The 16860-nt window shown below is 48.6% G+C and carries 18 protein-coding genes; 16 read left to right on the top strand and 2 right to left on the bottom strand.

The annotated features are described in order from the left end of the window. Window positions 1-15 precede the first annotated feature (15 nt). Window positions 16-555, bottom strand: a complete 540-nt coding sequence (locus ACIFQN_RS04605; RefSeq protein WP_429831865.1) for a DUF1572 family protein — start codon at window positions 553-555, stop codon at window positions 16-18. A 273-nt stretch (window positions 556-828) separates the two neighbouring features. Here ACIFQN_RS04605 and rpoE point away from each other — a divergent pair, with 273 nt between their 5' ends. Then, on the top strand, window positions 829-1389 hold the full coding sequence (gene rpoE / locus ACIFQN_RS04600; protein ID WP_429831864.1) for a DNA-directed RNA polymerase subunit delta: 561 nt from the start codon (window positions 829-831) through the stop codon (window positions 1387-1389). Between the two features lie 205 nt (window positions 1390-1594). Beyond that, window positions 1595-3196, top strand: coding sequence for a CTP synthase (locus ACIFQN_RS04595; protein WP_429831863.1), 1602 nt, complete (start codon window positions 1595-1597; stop codon window positions 3194-3196). A 70-nt stretch (window positions 3197-3266) separates the two neighbouring features. Here the strand turns inward: ACIFQN_RS04595 and ACIFQN_RS04590 are convergent, their stop codons facing one another. Next, window positions 3267-4061: a lipid II flippase Amj family protein gene (locus ACIFQN_RS04590; RefSeq protein ID WP_429831862.1), complete on the bottom strand. Its 795-nt coding sequence runs from the start codon at window positions 4059-4061 to the stop codon at window positions 3267-3269. Between the two features lie 157 nt (window positions 4062-4218). On the opposite strand from ACIFQN_RS04590, the gene ACIFQN_RS04585 reads away from it, so the two are divergent. The 14 genes from ACIFQN_RS04585 (at window position 4219) to spoIIR (ending at window position 16831) form a co-directional block, all read left to right on the top strand. Then, window positions 4219-4593, top strand: coding sequence for a response regulator (locus ACIFQN_RS04585; protein ID WP_049740841.1), 375 nt, complete (start codon window positions 4219-4221; stop codon window positions 4591-4593). 106 nt (window positions 4594-4699) lie between these two features. Next, window positions 4700-5554: a class II fructose-1,6-bisphosphate aldolase gene (gene fba, locus ACIFQN_RS04580; protein ID WP_429831861.1), complete on the top strand. Its 855-nt coding sequence runs from the start codon at window positions 4700-4702 to the stop codon at window positions 5552-5554. A gap of 16 nt (window positions 5555-5570) precedes the next feature. Then, complete coding sequence (gene fsa, locus ACIFQN_RS04575; protein WP_429831860.1) at window positions 5571-6215, top strand: fructose-6-phosphate aldolase; 645 nt, start codon at window positions 5571-5573, stop codon at window positions 6213-6215. Between the two features lie 80 nt (window positions 6216-6295). Continuing rightward, a complete protein-coding gene (locus tag ACIFQN_RS04570) occupies window positions 6296-7579 on the top strand; it encodes a UDP-N-acetylglucosamine 1-carboxyvinyltransferase (protein ID WP_429831859.1) in 1284 nt (427 codons plus the stop codon). Window positions 7580-7607: 28 nt separating this feature from the next. Continuing rightward, window positions 7608-8570, top strand: a complete 963-nt coding sequence (gene glpX / locus ACIFQN_RS04565) for a class II fructose-bisphosphatase (RefSeq protein ID WP_429831858.1) — start codon at window positions 7608-7610, stop codon at window positions 8568-8570. A 67-nt stretch (window positions 8571-8637) separates the two neighbouring features. Further along, window positions 8638-9918, top strand: coding sequence for a transcription termination factor Rho (gene rho, locus ACIFQN_RS04560; RefSeq protein ID WP_429831857.1), 1281 nt, complete (start codon window positions 8638-8640; stop codon window positions 9916-9918). 71 nt (window positions 9919-9989) lie between these two features. Continuing rightward, window positions 9990-10892, top strand: a complete 903-nt coding sequence (locus ACIFQN_RS04555; RefSeq protein WP_429831856.1) for a peptidoglycan DD-metalloendopeptidase family protein — start codon at window positions 9990-9992, stop codon at window positions 10890-10892. Between the two features lie 70 nt (window positions 10893-10962). Next, on the top strand, window positions 10963-12228 hold the full coding sequence (locus ACIFQN_RS04550; protein ID WP_429831855.1) for a radical SAM protein: 1266 nt from the start codon (window positions 10963-10965) through the stop codon (window positions 12226-12228). 104 nt (window positions 12229-12332) lie between these two features. Continuing rightward, window positions 12333-12533: a 50S ribosomal protein L31 gene (gene rpmE / locus ACIFQN_RS04545; protein ID WP_005827805.1), complete on the top strand. Its 201-nt coding sequence runs from the start codon at window positions 12333-12335 to the stop codon at window positions 12531-12533. A 106-nt stretch (window positions 12534-12639) separates the two neighbouring features. Continuing rightward, a complete protein-coding gene (locus ACIFQN_RS04540; protein ID WP_429831854.1) occupies window positions 12640-13218 on the top strand; it encodes a thymidine kinase in 579 nt (192 codons plus the stop codon). Window positions 13219-13318: 100 nt separating this feature from the next. Further along, window positions 13319-13816 carry a sporulation protein gene (locus ACIFQN_RS04535; RefSeq protein ID WP_429831853.1) on the top strand — a complete coding sequence of 166 codons (498 nt, stop codon included), beginning with the start codon at window positions 13319-13321 and terminating at the stop codon, window positions 13814-13816. 197 nt (window positions 13817-14013) lie between these two features. Beyond that, complete coding sequence (gene prfA, locus ACIFQN_RS04530; protein WP_429831852.1) at window positions 14014-15090, top strand: peptide chain release factor 1; 1077 nt, start codon at window positions 14014-14016, stop codon at window positions 15088-15090. Then, window positions 15074-15964: a peptide chain release factor N(5)-glutamine methyltransferase gene (gene prmC, locus ACIFQN_RS04525; protein ID WP_429831851.1), complete on the top strand. Its 891-nt coding sequence runs from the start codon at window positions 15074-15076 to the stop codon at window positions 15962-15964. Before prfA ends, prmC begins: the two co-directional genes overlap by 17 nt. Before the next feature lie 144 nt (window positions 15965-16108). Then, the gene (gene spoIIR / locus ACIFQN_RS04520; protein WP_429831850.1) at window positions 16109-16831 is read left to right on the top strand and encodes a stage II sporulation protein R; all 723 of its coding nucleotides are present in this window, start codon (window positions 16109-16111) and stop codon (window positions 16829-16831) included. The last annotated feature ends 29 nt before the right edge of the window (window positions 16832-16860 follow it).

Genomic DNA, 16860 nt, shown 5'->3' with positions numbered 1-16860 from the left:
TTGCTCACTGGTTTTTTAACTGTTTGCGTGGTATTTCTTTACTTTCTCTGTATATTCTTCTGATTTCCCGCGGGGAACGCTTAAACACTGCCAAGAGGTGTCTTTGATCTGCTTTCCCACGTAGACGATCTGACCGACGTGGTAGGAGTAATGGGAGAGCTGGCGTTGGATTGCTTTTAGCACAGAGTGGGGTTCATTTCGGATCGTAACGATTTTCATCAGATCATCAGGTCCAAGGGCAGACAAAGCAGCAAACAAAGTGTCCCAGCCCTCTTCCCATGAGGTCAGTAATTCTTCCCTGCTTTTGTAGCCTCCTGTGAATTCCAGATCTCGATTACGGTCCGTTTTTTCCCCGTCGCTGTTTAAGAAGTTCGACCACCTCGCTGTCATGTTGCCGCATAGATGCTTGACGATGACGGCAATGCTGTTGGACTCGATAGATGGAGACCGATGTAGCTCCTCCAATGAGAGCTGTTCCATTGTTCTCTCTGCCGACCTTTTTACGTCATGAAATTTGTCCGTTGTACATGAAAGAAATTCTTGCGCTAAGTCCACTGGCATTCTCCCCTTTCCTGTATACATAAAGATGATACATGGGGTGGGAATAAAGGGGAAGAGATCGAGGGGTCATAATAAATGGATCGCCCCCGTTTGAAAGCCTTGCATTTTCGTCTAAAATAAGGAATACTGTATGATAGCCTTCGTATGTTGTACAATCGAAGAATCCGACATTATTCTTGATTTACCTATACTTTCGTCCGCGTCTCATTCATGTGGCGGGGAATGTATTGAAGCCAATAGTTTTCTAATGGAAAGGACGTGCCTTGAGTGAGTCAATTGTTTGCTCATATTGATTCCGAGAAACTGAGTGAGATGGCATTGGTTGACATTGCGTATGAAATTTTGCGTGAAACCAATCGTACCTACAACTTCCGCGAGCTGATGGATGAGCTGGTTGCCCTGCGTAAGATGACAAACGAACAGCTCATGGCTATCATCGCTCAAGTATACACAGAGATTAATATTGACGGCCGTTTCGTCTGCCTTGGTGACAATGTCTGGGGCCTAAAACGCTGGTACCCGACCGACACTGTTGATGAAACGCAAGAGGGCGGCGGAACCAAGAAGAAGAAAGTGGTTCTGGACGACGACTTCGACGATTACGATGCAGATGATGAAAGCGTTGAGGAATTCGAAGAAGACGATATTGTCATTTTTGAGGATGAAGAAGAGTTCGTCGACGAAGATGCTGAAATCGAGGAAGAAGAGATTGACGCCGAGATCGATGAGGAAGAGTTGGACGAAGAAGAGGAGGAACTGTTTGAAGATGAAGTGTTGGAAGACGAGGATTCCGCTGACGACGTCGAAGAAGATGAAGATAAATTATAAGTCCTTGACTTCCGCTTGAGGGACAGATAAAATACTCCTTGGGCTTCACATGAAGAAGGATTAAATAAGGGAAACTATAAAACAAAAGTGCCCCTACCCCATGTTTGCACGGGATAGGACTCGCTTTTGTTTTTCTTTTTTTGGGAGCCGTCTTTATCCGTTTATTTTAACAACTTAAGGGTTAGGGAAAGAGGGGACGTTAACGATGACGAAGTATATTTTTGTGACAGGCGGGGTCGTATCCTCGTTGGGAAAAGGAATTACAGCGGCTTCTCTGGGCCGACTCCTGAAGAATCGGGGACTGAAGGTAACCATCCAGAAATTTGACCCATACATCAACGTTGACCCGGGAACGATGAGCCCGTATCAGCACGGGGAAGTATTCGTTACGGATGACGGTGCGGAAACAGACCTGGATTTGGGCCACTACGAGCGTTTCATTGATATCAACCTGAGTGCCAACTCCAATGTAACGAGTGGTAAAATTTACTCCACGGTCATCGCCAAAGAGCGTCGTGGCGACTACCTGGGTGGAACAGTTCAAGTTATTCCTCATATTACCAACGAGATCAAGGACCGTGTATTCCGAGCTGGCCGTGAAACCGGAGCAGATGTGGTTATCACTGAGATTGGCGGGACGGTTGGTGATATCGAGAGCTTGCCTGTACTTGAAGCGATCCGTCAAATCAAGAGTGATATCGGCCGTGAGAACGTCATGTACATTCACGTGACCTTGGTTCCTTACATCAAGGCAGCAGGTGAAATGAAAACCAAACCGACTCAACACAGCGTCAAGGAATTGCGCAGCCTGGGCATTCAACCAACAGTCATCGTTACACGTACAGAACAGCCAATGACGCAAGAAATGAAAGACAAGCTCGCTTTGTTCTGTGACATCGACAAAAATGCTGTGATCGAATGTGTGGATGCAGAGACTCTTTACGATGTTCCACTGCAGCTTCAAGCACAAGGTCTGGACGACTACGTTTGCCGTCACCTTGGCCTGACTTGCCACGAAGCGGATATGACTGAATGGAAAGCGCTCGTGAGCCAAATCAAAAACCTGTCCAAAACAACGACGATTGCAATCGTTGGTAAGTATGTAGAGCTGCATGACGCGTATTTGTCCGTTGCAGAAGCGCTTTATCATGCTGGCTACGCCAATGATTCCAACATTGAAATCAAATGGGTGAGCGCGGAAGAGGTTACGCCTGAGAATGTTGGTGAACTGCTTAGTGATGTAAACGGTATTCTCGTACCAGGCGGCTTCGGTGATCGCGGAATCGAGGGCAAGATCATCGCTACGCGTTATGCTCGTGAAAATAAAGTACCTTTCTTTGGGATTTGCCTGGGTATGCAAATCGCTGTCATCGAATACGCTCGTCACGTAGCAGGCATGGATGGAGCAAACAGCTCCGAGATCAATCCTGACACAGCGTACCCTGTGATTGATTTGTTGCCTGAGCAAAAAGAAATCGAAGACAAAGGCGGCACCATGCGCCTGGGCGTTGGACCTTCCAAAGTCGAGGAAGGCAGCCTGACTGCACAAGCGTACGGCAGCACTTTGGTATATGAGCGTCATCGTCATCGTTATGAAGTGAACAACGAGTACCGTGAACAACTGGTGGAGCAAGGCTTGCGTATTGCAGGTACTACACCAGACGGCCGCTTGGTTGAAATCGTGGAAGTGCCAGATCACCCGTGGTTCTTGGCTACCCAATTCCATCCAGAGTTTACTTCCCGTCCGAACCGTCCACAACCATTGTTCCGTGATTTTGTGAAAGCTTCCCTAAACCTGAATAAATAAGCATCAATAAAAAATGCACCAGCGATTTGTCATCGTTGGTGCGTTTTCTCTGTTTTCGTTATCTCTTTTTTTAATGAAAAAAAGGAGCGAGCCAGGCTACCCAATAAGCTGCGGGAACTAGCAGAAATTGAGCTAATAGAGTACCGAAAAAGCGGGAGATCATCAGCCAGAGGTACATGTTGCGAATCGATTCGTGAGTCGCTTGTCCTTGCAAAGCTTTTTCCGTTAAAAGAGCAACTTGGGGGTCTACCAGAATGGTCATGAAAATGGTGGCGAACCCGTTGATCAGCCCAGAGGACATCGAGACGGTAGCTTTAAAATCGGGAACGAGCAAAATGGCGTAGAGAACAGACAGCACACTGCTTGTATAAATGGCTGTTCCCAAAGAGTTAAGCAATAGTAGCCGCTTAGGAATACCTTTAATACGGAAGCGTGAAATGAATCTCCAGTTCGGGATACGCACATGGTGCCTAGCACGCCGGATACTGTCTATCGTAACGGCAGTCCGCAGCATTTGCGGAATCGACCCCGCGAGCTCCAAATGTGAGATGACTCGTTTGGAAAGCTGAACAAACGTCGGGAAAAGCATGATGGCTGCCAACGTGCCTAGCGATGATGCGCCAATAATCATATGCAGCTTCATGCTCGGGTCAGTATGCGAGAGGGCAGCTTGATCAATCAACCCGCCAGTGAACGGTCCCTGAATCAAATTAGAAGTACGTGATACGAGCAGTACGATTCCGACTAGCGACATGGCTACAGCAATTCTACCTGTCTGCACTCCGGCAAAACGGATTCCATAGGAGAGAGTTTCTGTAGTGTGGATAATAAATGTTAACAAGCAGATCAGCAACAAAGCATCCATGAAAGAGTTACGCTCCTCGCTAGCTGAAAAAATAGTACACCTATTATACCGTAAGTAGGCAAAGCGGGAAAATTTCAACACGGATATGCAGGAGTTTCCTGTTTTTAGGCGAACCCTAATGATTTAAGGAAAAGGCTTTCGTCAGGGGGGAATCGAAGTGTTGGACAAACATGATAAAAAAGTACTGGTTGTCGATGATCAGTATGGAATCCGCATTTTGCTATATGAGGTACTGGGTAAGGAAGGCTACAAAACGTTTCAGGCAGCGAATGGAAAAATGGCGCTGGAAATCGTGGAAAAGGAATCGCCTGATCTAGTCATTCTCGACATGAAAATCCCTGGCATGGACGGCATCGAAATTTTAAAGCATATCAAGAAAATCAATCAGGACATCAAGGTAATCATGATGACGGCTTACGGCGAGCTGGACATGATTAAAGAAGCGACACAGCTAGGTGCACTTACACACTTTACCAAGCCATTTGATATAGATGAACTGCGGATGGCCGTACATCAGCAGTTGGCTTGCTAGTCATTTATACCTCGCTTGCAAGGGTACAAGCGTACCTGTTAACAAACAAGCGTCTGTGGTATAATAAGCCACATGACTGAAGTCTGCTAGAGGAGGATTTACAAAAATGCCACTGGTACCTATGACCGCATTTACCGAAGACGTCAAGAAGCATAAGTACGCCGTCGGACAATTTAACCTGAACAATTTGGAGTTTACTCAAGCGATTACGGAAGCAGCTATGGAAGAAAAATCGCCTGTGATCTTTGGTGTCTCTGAAGGAGCACTTAAATACATGGGATTGGATTATACCGTAGCCATTGCCAAGGTGGCAGCAGAACGCGCAGGAGTTCCCGTAGCGTTGCACCTGGACCATGGAAGCAACTTTGACATGGTAATGAAGTGCATCCGTGCAGGGTTCTCTTCCGTTATGTTTGACGGTTCCCACCATTCGTTTGAAGATAACCTTCGCCTGACCAAACAGGTTGTAGAGGCTGCGCACGCTGTTGGCGTTTCTGTAGAAGGTGAACTCGGTACCATCGGCGGGGTAGAAGACGACTTGTCCGTTGATGAGGAAGATGCTACCCTGGCAAATCCTGAGGAAGCGATTCGCTTCTGGGAAGAAACCAAAGTAGACTATGTAGCAATTGCTGTAGGAACAGCACACGGTATGTATAAAGGGGTTCCAAAAATCCGCTTTGACATCATCGAAAAAGTGGCGAACAATATTGGCTCGCCAATCGTGCTGCACGGCGGTTCCGGCGTTCCGGATGATGCAATCGTGAAATCGATCAGTCTGGGCGTAGGGAAAATTAATGTAAATACGGAAAGTCAAGTCGCATGCACCGAAATGGTACGCAAAGCGTTGGCTGCGAAGCAAAGCGAGATTGACCCGCGCAAATACCTGGGCCCTGCTCGCGATGCGATCAAGGAAGTTGTTAAAGGAAAAATGCGTTTATTCGGAAGCAGCAACCGCGCGTAACCAAGGAGGACTAATCATGCGTTTTTTGATTGATACTGCAAACGTTGATGAAATTCGTGAAATTCATGAGTGGGGCGTTCTGGCCGGTGTTACTACCAATCCATCTTTGGTAGCAAAGGAAGGCCGGGATTTTGTTGAGGCTCTCAAAGAAATTATTGATATCGTCGATGGCCCAATCAGCGCAGAAGTCATTAGTGTTGATGCAAAGGGTATGATTGAAGAGGGAGAAAAGCTCGCTTCCCTTTCCAAAAATATCGTGGTCAAGCTGCCGATGACAGCCGAAGGCTTGAAAGCAGCGAAATACTTCGCCAAGCGTAAAATCAAAACCAACGTGACACTCGTGTTCTCTGCTAATCAGGCGTTGTTGGCTGCCCGTGCAGGAGCGAGCTTTGTGTCTCCGTTTTTGGGGAGATTGGATGACATTGGACAAGACGGTATGCAATTGATCGAAGACATCGCGGAGATCTTTTCTGTTCATGGGATTGAGACCGAAATTATCGCAGCGTCTGTTCGCCACCCTGTCCATGTGACAGAAGCGGCTCGCCGCGGTTCGCATTACGCGACCATCCCATCCAAAGTATTTAAGCAACTGATTGCCCATCCGCTGACAGATAGCGGCTTGGAAAAGTTTCTTTCCGACTGGGCAGGTATGCAAAAATAGAGGACATCTTATGAAAGTCCGAGCACCTTTTCCATTGGGGAAGGTGCTTCTTTCCCGATTACGCCTGAGGAGAGCAAAGCATGGATAAGCTGATCATCAATGGTGGGAAACCGCTCGCGGGGACGGTTACCATCAGCGGAGCAAAAAACAGCGCAGTCGCACTGATTCCAGCTGCATTGCTGGCAGATGGGCCCGTTGTCATCGAAAATCTGCCCCGTATTCAGGATGTAGATATCTATCATGAGCTCCTGCAAGAAATGGGAGCAGATGTGCTGTTCGAAGAGGATTGGATGGAAGTAGACGGACGCGAGATGCGACTGATGCTTATGCCCAATGGCCGGATTAAGAAGCTGCGCGCCTCTTATTATCTGTGGGGAGCATTACTCGCCAAGTTTGGAGAAGCACAGGTCGGACTGCCGGGTGGCTGCGACTTGGGTCCCCGTCCTGTCGATTTGCATATCAAAGGCTTTGAGGCGATGGGCGCCGAGGTTGAAAACAAGAACGGCGTGATGACCATCCGGGCCAAACATGGTCGCCTGCAAGGTGCGCGTATTTATCTCGACCTGGTAAGCGTCGGTGCTACTATTAACATCATGCTGGCTGCTGCCAAAGCAGAGGGCGTGACCATTATTGAAAACGCTGCCCGTGAGCCGGAGATTGTGGATGTAGCTACCTTGCTCAACAACATGGGGGCAAACATCAAAGGTGCCGGTACGGATATGATCCGTATTCAGGGAGTAGAGCGACTGCGTGGCTGTCGTCATACCATTATTCCTGACCGGATTGAGGCGGGCACCTATATGATTGCGGCAGCGGCAACGAACGGCAATGTTCTGGTAGAGAATGTGATTCCGAAGCATTTGGAGTCGCTGACAGCCAAGCTTCGCGAAATCGGAGCGCAAGTCGTAGAAATGGATGATTGTATTCAAGTGATCGGGCAGGATGGTTATCGCTCGATTGATGTAAAGACAAGTCCGTATCCCGGTTTTCCAACCGATCTGCAGCAACCAATTACGACGTTGTTGACCTTGGCAAAAGGCTCTAGTATTGTAACGGACAATATTTACAGCTCTCGTTTTCGTCATGTCGACGAGCTGCGCCGCATGGGGGCGTCATTGAAAGTAGAGGGACGATCGGCAGTCATCGAAGGTGGCAGTAGACTCAATGGCGCGAAGGTCGTAGCTTCAGATTTGCGAGCTGGAGCGGCTCTATTCATTGCCGGACTGGCAACCAGCGGAACGACTGAGCTGGAAGGATTGGAGCATATTGATCGCGGGTATGAGAATTTAGTGGGCAAGCTGCAAACCTTGGGCGCAGATGTAGTGCGGATAGGCCTGCAGCGTTCGGAAAACCACCAACGTTAACCAAACACCAGGAGAGGAGTCTTCCAGAATGGAACGCAGTTTAACACTTGAACTGGTACGAGTGACCGAGGCGGCAGCTTTGGCTTCTGCCAGTTGGATGGGTCTTGGAAAAAAAGATGAGGCCGATGACGCAGCGACAACCGCCATGCGTAAAGAATTTGAAAAGGTGCCAATGGACGGGATTGTTGTTATCGGAGAAGGAGAAATGGATGAGGCGCCAATGCTCTACATTGGAGAGCGTCTCGGCCAAGGGATAGCTCCTGCTGTCGATGTAGCCGTCGATCCTTTGGAAGGAACCAACATTCTGGCCAAAGGAACTTGGGGAGCAATCTCGGTCATTGCGATTGCGGACCGCGGAAATTTATTGCATGCTCCTGACATGTATATGGAGAAAATTGCAGTAGGGCCAAAAGCGGTTGGCAAAGTAGATATTAATGCTCCGGTTCGCGATAACTTAAAAGCTGTCGCACAAGCGCAAGGAAAAGACATCAGTGATCTGGTAGCGATTGTATTGGATCGGGACCGTCATCAACAAATCATCCATGAAATTCGGGAAGCAGGTGCGCGCATTCGATTAATATCGGATGGCGACGTAGCGGCTGCAATCAATACGGCATTCCCCGATACAGGCGTGGATATCATGTTCGGTTCTGGTGGAGCGCCTGAGGGTGTACTGGCTGCTGTGGCACTCAAATGTCTGGGTGGCGAAATTCAAGGCAGACTGCTTCCGCAAAATGAGGAAGAGATTGAGCGCTGTATCAAGATGGGTCTCGCGAATCCGCACCAGGTCCTGTTCATGAATGATTTGGTGAAAGGTGACGACGCTATTTTTGCGGCTACAGGTGTAACAGATGGCGAATTGTTAAAAGGTGTTCGTTTCCAGGGAATGCGTGCAACCACCAATTCGGTTGTGATGCGTGCAAAAACAGGGACGGTACGATTTATTGAGGGGAATCACCGCTTGGAACGCAAACCAACAATAGGTTTGTAAGATCATCAGATGAAAAGTAGGGTCAAACCTCAGCGAAGCTTCTAAGTAAATAAAGAGTGGTGGATGTATGTTACTTTCTGAACTAGAAGAAAAGAAACTGACTGATCTCTATAAGCTGGCAAAGGAATACCACATTCCTTATTACTCGCAGTTGAAGAAAAAAGAATTGATTTTCGCTATTCTTCGCGCCAGGGCAGAACGAGACGGTCTCATGTTTATGGAGGGTGTTTTGGAGATCCTGCCAGAAGGATATGGATTTCTGCGCCCGATCAACTATCTCCCAAGCTCGGAAGACATCTACATTTCTCAGTCGCAGATCCGTCGTTTTGATTTGCGAATGGGGGATGTGGTATCGGGTAAAGCCCGGCCGCCAAAGGAGAACGAGCGATATTTCGGCCTCTTGCAAGTAGAGGCAGTAAACGGAGAAGACCCTGAAACAGCTGCAGAGCGTCTTCATTTCCCCGCTTTGACACCGTTGTATCCTCAAACGAAACTTGTGTTGGAGACAGCTCCCGAACGTGTTTCCACCCGCCTGATGGATCTCCTAGCCCCTGTTGGACTTGGCCAACGTGGATTGATTGTGGCTCCGCCAAAAGCAGGGAAAACGGTGCTGCTCAAAGAAATCGCCAACAGTATTACGGAGAGTCGTCCCGATATCCATTTGTTTGTGCTGCTCATTGATGAGCGTCCCGAAGAGGTAACCGATATGCAGCGCTCGGTCAAAGGTGAAGTAGTTGCCTCTACTTTTGATGAATTGCCTGAAAATCATATCAAAGTGGCTGAGCTGGTACTGGAGCGGGCGAAGCGTCTGGTCGAGCACAAAAAAGACGTAGTGATTCTGCTCGATTCGATTACTCGTTTGGCGCGTGCCTACAACCTGGTCATTCCGCCAAGTGGACGGACACTGTCCGGGGGGATTGATCCGGCAGCTTTTCACCGGCCCAAGCGGTTCTTTGGCTCGGCTCGCAATATCGAAGAGGGCGGCAGCCTGACCATCTTGGCCTCAGCTCTGGTCGAGACAGGCTCGCGGATGGACGATGTGATTTACGAGGAGTTCAAAGGTACGGGAAACATGGAGCTTCATTTGGATCGCAAGCTGGCAGAACGCCGCATTTTCCCGGCGATCGACATTCGCCGTTCGGGAACAAGGCGCGAAGAACTGCTTTTGACCAAAGAAGAGCTGGATAAGCTGTGGATGATCCGGAAAAATATGAACGAAACCAACGAATTTGTTGATTCGTTTATTAAAAAACTGGCAGATACCAAGACGAACGACGAATTTTTACAAACCCTTGAATCCAAGCAAGGACGAGGGAAAACAGCAAGTACGACGGCGAGTTCTTCATGACTCTCCGTCATTTTTTTTTGCCTACAGGCATACCGTTAGGAGAGTAACGTAAATAAAGGAGGAGTGTATCAGTGGAGTACGTGCAGGTAACTGCCCCGATGACGAGCCAAGAGGAAGCCAAAAAGGCCGTCGTGGAGCAGGCTTTGTTCCAAGCTTTTAATCCTTATGCGAGCCTGGCTAAGCCAAACGCATCGCCATCGAGCAACGTGATGATGTATGCTGTACGCCAAGGTGACACTCTCTCAGGGATTGCACAGCGATACGGGCTTACATTGAAAAAATTGATCGATACAAATAAAATCAGTAATCCCCATCTGCTTGCCGTGGGTATGAGGCTGGTCATCAGTCAGGACGAGGTAACGCACATGGTCAAACGAGGGGAGACGCTAAATTATGTGTCGCAACGCTATGGTGTAAGCAGAGAGTTGTTGGTAGAAAGAAATCCGTTGCTCAAATGGCTGTCGGACAACCTGTATGTGGGACAGGTATTGTATATTCCCATTACGGGTGGGAAGCCGATGCGGGCGGAGGAGCTTGCGCAAAAGAGAAATACATCCCAAGCGGCAAGTCGACAAGTAATAGGCAGGCTCCGAGGCGGATTGGAGTGGCCGGTGCGGGAGGCGACGATTACGAGTGGATTTGGCGTTCGCTGGGGCAGGTCGCACAAGGGTGTGGACTTGTGGAATGAGGCGGAGGCAAAAACACCGATTTATGCGGCGAAGGCAGGTGCGGTTTTGGAAGCGGGAGCAAACCGCTCGGGTTACGGTCGTATGGTCGTGCTGGATCATGGAGACGGTCTGCAAACGTTTTACGCACACATGCGAACCATACGGGTTGCTCCTGGTCAACTAGTGGATGCTGGAGACGTGCTGGGGTACATGGGGCAAACGGGTGATTCGACAGGATACCATCTGCACTTTGAAGTTCGCCAAGATGATGTGCCGATAAATCCGCTCCCTTACCTTAGCAGGTAACCCTTCACAATTTACATTGCTTTTTCAATGCGATACAATGGGCAAAGTAAAGAAGCGAGGCGATTTTCCCATGTATTTAGTATACGCAGATGAAAAAGGCAATGTATACGATCACCCCGGCCTGTTCGCGGTGGCACGTAATGGAGATATATTGACTGAAGTTCTCGAAGAAGAATTGATCCCGCTGCCAGAAGGGGCAACAATGGTCAGTTTGCCAGATACTGTTCCGATCGGAATGGATCCAGATACAGGCGAAATGGTCAAACTGGATGGCTGCACAGCAGTAGGTGCGCTCGTTCCCCAAGGAATTACACGACTTTTGTTGCCAGGCTATGTCAAAAGCAACAAAGAGAGCAAGCTGCCTCTGTTTGGATATTCGGCGGTTGTTTGGAAAGACAATCGTTTTTGGGTAGCTGGTAGAGCGAGTGACGATATTTACAAATGGGACCCGTTGAATTTTCCGATGGACGAGTTGCGTCAGCGAGTGGAAAAGACATTGGAGCTGTTCCCGCAAAACCGTATTTTAAACCACTTGTCCCATTGTGCCCTGGAATACGAATGCCTGACAGCCTCCAATAACTTTTTCAACCGCTGGGAAGGCAGCTTGCCTGTCTCGTACACCTGTAATGCGGGTTGCTACGGATGTATTTCCGAGCAGCCGGAAGACAGTGGCTTCCCGTCTCCACAAACCCGGATGAATTTCAAGCCGACAGAGGACGAGCTGGTTGAGGTAATGCTGCACCATTTGCAAACACCAGAGAGCATTATCAGCTTTGGCCAAGGCTGTGAAGGAGAGCCATCCACCATGGCTTCCATCATTGTTCCTGCCATGCGACGTGTGCGAGAGGCGACCGACATGGGCTTCATCAACATTAATACCAATGCTGGTTTGACCGATCACATTAAAGGAATCGTGGACGCTGGCCTCGACCTGATGCGCGTAAGTATTATCAGCGCGATTGACGAACACTATAATGCCTACTATCGTCCACGTAACTACACGCTGGAAAATGTGGCGCGTTCTGCCGAGTACGCCGCTTCCAAAGGAGTGTACACATCGATTAACTACCTCTGTTTCCCGGGCGTATTTGACCGTGAAGAAGAGATGGAAGCGATGATCAATTTCATCCGCAGAACCGGAATCAAGCTCATCCAGATGCGCAATCTGAACATCGACCCAGAGAGCTACCTGTCGATGATCCCGAAAGCCCAAGGGGAAGTTTTTGGGATGAAGCAGGCCATCGAAATTTACCAGGAAGAACTCCCAGATGTGGTAATTGGATCATTTACCCACGTGCCACCTGAAGAGCTCAGACGCAGGAAAAACATGGCCTAAGCGGTCAACCTGTTGCATTTCGGCTGTCAGCGTGCTACTATCTGATATGTGTTGATATAACTCTGTTTCGGCAAACGATTCAGGGCGGAAAGAGGTGTAATGAGATGAAACAAGGTATTCATCCTAAGTACAACGTGGTAACTGTTACATGTGCATGCGGTAACGAATTTGAATCCGGTTCCGTGAAACAAGCGTTGAAAGTGGAGATCTGCTCCAACTGCCATCCTTTCTTCACAGGAAAACAAAAATTCGTAGACGCTGGCGGCCGTGTAGACCGTTTCAAACGCAAATACAATCTTTCCTAATCGGAAAGGATTGGAGCAACCAGGTAGAGCGATCTGCCTGGTTTTGTTTTTGTATGGTGCAGAACCAGCAGGAATTACCACTTCCGGGCAAAGGGAGAAAAGAAACGTGGCACAACTATATTTTCGTTACGGAGCGATGAACGCTTCTAAATCCATTCAGCTGTTGACGGTTGCTCACAATTACGAGCAATCTGGAAAGAAAGTGATGGTATTTACTCCGGCAGTAGATGACCGCTTTGGTGTAGGTAAGGTCGCTTCTCGTGTTGGGATCAGCAGGGAAGCGATTCCGATTGGCGATGAGACAAATCTGTATGAGATCGTGGAAGCTGAGACAGTGAAGCCGGATTGCGTATTGGTGGACGAAGCTCAGTTTATTGGTAAACATCACGTTGATCAACTCGTGATGATTGTAGATCAATTAGGAGTTCCGGTCATCGTTTACGGGCTCTTGAAAAACTTTAAAAATGAACTCTTCCCTGGAAGTGCAGCGTTATTGTGTGAAGCGGATAAGGTAGAGGAGATCAAAACGGTGTGTGTTTACTGCAATAAAAAGGCGACGCATATCCTCAAATTTAAAAACGGACAGCCTGTATATACCGGAGAGACGATTGAAATTGCTGGAAATGATACATACAGCAGTGTATGTCGCCAGCATTACTATCGCCCGCCTGTCAATCACGAATAAGTTTCTACAGTCCTTTTTTATGAATAGCCACCTCTTTTTTCTATGTGCATGAGCATTCGTTGTGATGCGCAGACTAAGCGAAACAGGAGGTGGCTTTTTCATGCGAAGAATGCCTTTTTGGAAAAGCACGCTGACAGTTGTGGGCGTGCTCGTTCTTTCTTCTGTCCTGACTGTTGGATGCGGTCGAACGATGACCCAGGAGAAAAGCTATAACACGCAAAAGTCGGAAGGCCAGTATCCTGCAACGATAAAAGGGGAGCAAAGTGGGGATATTTATCACCATGCTGCACCACATACGCAGGACCGCGATACCTTGATGGGACGCAACCAAAACCCAAACATGATCATTGGCCAATCCAACGTACGTAATTCCCAAATTGACTTGAATAACATGGAAATGATGGCGAAGTCGATTCCAGGTGTGGAAGGTGCGCGTATCACACTCAATGGTGGCAATGCATATGTTACTCTTGATCTCGTACACAACATTACGGCTAACCAGGCACGAACCATTGAACAGCAGGTGATCGCTGCTCTCCGGCAAAAAATTCCTCGTTACGATTTCCACGTAACCTCCAATGATGGGTACCATCGCTAACGTGTAGGAAGCAACTGTTTGGCAAGGCTCGGCAACCCCGGGCCTGTTTTGCATAAGAAAACCCCTATCGAGGCCTTCTAAAGGAGAAGCGACGACGTCATGTAAAATAATGCGCTTTGACTTATTCCTGCTTTCCTCCTATAATTTATCTGTTATGATTGTTTTTTTAGTTATTCTTTGCGATGGGGTGAAATACAATGTTTACACGCTTATCCGCAGTTGAAGAGCGTTTTGAAGAGGTAACGAATCTCCTATGTGACCCCGACGTCATTAGCGATACAAAACGCTTGCGCGAACTGTCCAAGGAACAGTCTTCGTTGGAAGAAACAGTGACGACGTACCGTGAATATAAATCAGTTGTGAGTCAAATGGATGATGCCAAAGCCATGCTGGATGAAAAGCTGGACGATGAAATGCGTGAAATGGTCAAGCTGGAAATCGGTGAATTGGCAACGCGCAAGGAACAGTTGGAAGAGCGATTGAAAATCTTGCTGCTTCCAAAAGATCCAAACGATGAGAAAAACGTAATCGTGGAAGTGCGCGGTGCGGCAGGTGGCGAGGAAGCGGCCTTGTTTGCAGCGGTTCTTTTCCGTATGTATACACGTTTTGCTGAGCGCAACGGCTTCAAGATCGAAGTGCTGGAAGCAAGCCCTACAGACATCGGTGGCTACAAGGAGATCGTATTCTCTCTCAGTGGTCGCGGTGCCTACAGCAAAATGAAATTCGAGAGTGGCGCACACCGTGTACAGCGTATCCCGGCTACAGAATCTGGCGGACGTATTCATACCTCTACAGCAACGGTACTGGTACTGCCAGAAGCGGAAGATGTGGAAGTGGAAGTACACGAGAAAGACATCCGAATCGACACTTTCTGTTCCAGTGGTGCAGGCGGACAGAGCGTTAACACCACCAAGTCGGCAGTGCGTGTGACGCATATTCCAACAGGCATCATGGTTTCCTGTCAGGATGAGAAGTCGCAACACTCGAACAAGGACAAAGCGCTGCGTGTATTGCGTGCGCGTTTGTATGACTATTACATGCAGCAACAAAATGCGGAAGCAGATGCTACGCGAAAAAGCCTGGTTGGTACCGGTGACCGCAGCGAGCGCATCCGTACGTACAACTATCCACAAAGCCGCGTAACCGACCACCGCATCGGTTTGACGCTGCATCGTCTGGAATCCGTACTGGAAGGCGAGCTAGATGAAGTGATCGATAACCTGATTATGCATGAACAAACGGAGCTTTTGAAAAGCCATGCACACTCAGCTTGATTGGTCTGATGTGAAGACGATTCGAGAAGCCCAAATGCGGGCTTCTTCCTTTTTGCGGGAGCGAGGGGCAAAGGATCCTCTGTTTGAAGCAGAGCTGCTGATACGACATTGTATGGACTGGGATCGCACGCGGTATCTGATTTCCATGATGGAACCAATACCTTCTGCTGTACTTGACGAGCTTGATTCGCTTTGCCAGCGTCGTGCGCAGGCTGAGCCGCTGCAATACATGTTTGGCTCCCAGGAGTTTTACGGGCGATTGTTCCATGTTCGTCCAGGCGTACTGATTCCTCGGCCGGAAACGGAAATTTTGGTAGAGCAGGTTCTCCGGCTGGCAGACGAGCTGTGGCGAGGGGATGAAAAGCTGGCTGTGGCAGATATCGGTACCGGCAGCGGAGCGATCTGTATTACACTTGCTAGCGAGCGTCCGAGCTGGGATGTGACAACAGTAGACTTGTCACCAGACGCAACGGCAATTGCACGGGAAAATGCGGAGAGGCTGGGAGCTTCTGTCCGCTTTTTACAGGGGGATTTGGTAGAGCCGTTGTTGCAGGCAGGTGAAAAGGTCGATATTCTTGTTTCAAATCCGCCGTATATTCCTAGCAGTGATGTGGATGAGCTGGACGAGGAAGTACGCGTCCACGAGCCGCGTATGGCTTTGGATGGGGGAGCGGACGGCCTTGTTTTCTATCGGCGTCTCTGTGAAGCTTTGCCTCGAATTGTAAAGCCAAGGGCAGTCGTTGCTTTTGAGGTAGGTATTCATCAGGCAAGCGATGTCGCAGCCTTGATTACTGGCTCAGGAGTCATTGAGGAAGTACACATCATCAATGATTTGGCAGGAATTGAGCGAGTTGTTATCGGCGTGAGACGGTAGAGGCGAAGTGCCCTCGCCGTCTTTTCGCTATAATTGCGTGAATATTCGTTGAGAAAGCGTTTGGATTCGTCCAATTCTGCCCATACTGATCTTAAGAAGAGAAAATGACTCGGAAGATCAGTAGAGAGAGGGAGACTGAGGAATATGAAACGGACGCTACTCATAGCTTTTACTTTATGTGTGCTAATGATGAGCTGGGAGGGGCAGCTTACTTCGGCTAATGTGCTGGATAATGGGCCGATCCCTCAGGAATCCATCCGATTGCGAATTATTGCCAATAGTGATTCAGTTCAGGACCAGTGGTTGAAACGAGAAGTACGTGATGCTCTTATTGCCCAAATGGATTCATGGGCAGGTGATATCAAGTCTTTTGAACAAGCGCAGGAGGTCGTAGCAGCCAATCTGCCCGTTTTGCAGGAAGTGGTAGACAAAACGGTACGTGAACGTGGGTTTTCGTATACTTCCGTAGTAGATTTCGGACAAGTGCCGTTCCCGACAAAATTGTACGGCTCGTACGTCTATCCGGCTGGCGATTACGAAGCGCTGCGCGTGCGAATTGGCGAAGCAAAAGGACAAAACTGGTGGTGTGTTTTATTCCCGCCCCTCTGCTTTATTGATATGTCCAATGGTGATGCTGTTGCAGCAGCGAATGTGACCGAGGTTAAAGCAGAAGAACAAACCGAGGATGAAACGAAAGTTACTTCTAGCACACAAGAGATGAGTCCGGTGACTCAAACAACTTCTGTCACACGAATGGATGATTCATTGACGGAATTGCAAGAATGGCGGCAAGCACAGCCGGCTCCTGCCCCTCAAGTAGAGGTAAGATTCTATCTGTGGGAAAAGCTAGAGAAGTGGTTCTCCTAATTGGAATCAAATGCAAAACGACACCCGGA

It is taken from the genome of Brevibacillus sp. NRS-1366 (genome assembly GCF_050467985.1).
Note: the sequence above shows the minus strand (reverse complement) of the source record. Positions and strands in the feature narration are given on the sequence as shown.